The sequence below is a fragment of the Pseudomonas sp. P5_B2 genome, from assembly GCF_056400445.1.
The window spans coordinates 1-1,287 of sequence record NZ_JBFULH010000932.1; the positions used below are offsets into that span (position 1 = coordinate 1).

Here is a 1,287-nt window from a genome sequence, read left to right on the forward strand (position 1 = left end):
CCGGTCAACTCGCCGTTTTTGGTCACGCGATCGAGGGTCGTACCTGCGAAAACTGTTGAGCAGGTAGCCAGTAACGCCAAGCCGAAGGGTAAAAGTGCCGTAGTTTTCAAAGGCCAGTACTCCAATCAATTCAAAAAAACTGATTAGATTAAAACGCAATATATAATTCGTTTGTACTTTCTTTATGGAATAACAGGCTAAGTTCGAGCTATATCGGATCCAAGGGCTTTCTCGAATCCTGGTCCGACTACGGGGACGCAACGGCAGTCTGAAGTCGTTGCACGTCGACACTACTGATTAGGTAGTAGATTCGCTACCATGTGGGTTATACCAAACCTGAAGCTGCACCCCTTTGGAGTACCCAATGCCTAGTCAAAAGGACATCGCAGCCGTCAGTACCACCCCGGTGATTCCTGATCAGCGCCGTGAATTGATTTTGCGTCAGTTACGCAAGCACCAGGTGCTGAGTGTTCACCAATTGATGGAGATGTTCGATTGCTCGCACATGACTGTACGGCGCGATATCGCCCTGCTTGAGCAGGAAGGACGCGCCTATTCCGTCACCGGAGGGGTACGTCTTGCCAGCCAACTGCACAGCGAACCCAGCCATCAGCTCAAGGCGGTCGTCGAGTTGCCGCAAAAGCAAGCCATGGCAAAGCTCGCTGCCCGATTACTGCGCGCGGATATGACGATCTATCTGGATGCCGGTACCAGTACGCTGGAGATCGTTCCGTACATAAAAGCGTTGTCTGGCATGACTGTGGTGACCAACGATTTTGGCGTGGTGCAGGCCTTGCTGGACGCGCAGCAGGTGACGGTGATCCACACGGGCGGACAGCTTGATCACTCCAATCATTCCTGTGTCGGCGGACTCGCCGTCGCCACCTTGCGTCAGGTCGTAACGGACATCGCTTTTATCTCCACCAGTTCCTGGGATCTACGTCGCGGCATCACCACGCCTTCTGCGTTGAAGGTCGAAGTCAAGCAAGTGGCAATGCAGTCGGCGTCGCAGGTGGTACTGATTGCCAGTAGCTCTAAGTACGGCACATTCAGCATGTACAAGATCGCAGGGCTTGAGCAGTTCGACATCATCATCAGCGACGATGCTCTCGCTCCGGCTGCGGCAGACGGGATTCGCAAACAAGGTGTTGAATTAGTGTTGCCAGCAGATCAGAAACAGACCTGAAAGCGACCCAAAAAAAGAAAGGCTCCGGTACTGGCCGGAGCCTCCCCCGCTGACATTGCCTCCAGGCAACGCAGCGGTAATTGAACATCGAGGGTCAGAGC

At 53.6% G+C, this 1,287-nt stretch carries 1 protein-coding gene; it reads left to right on the plus strand.

What is annotated here, in order from left to right; genetic code table 11:
- Positions 1 to 364 precede the first annotated feature (364 nt).
- Positions 365 to 1,186 (plus strand): DeoR/GlpR family DNA-binding transcription regulator, encoded by an 822-nt coding sequence (locus AC1DRJ_RS28095; protein ID WP_477805013.1) that lies wholly within the window; start codon positions 365 to 367, stop codon positions 1,184 to 1,186.
- The last annotated feature ends 101 nt before the right edge of the window (positions 1,187 to 1,287 follow it).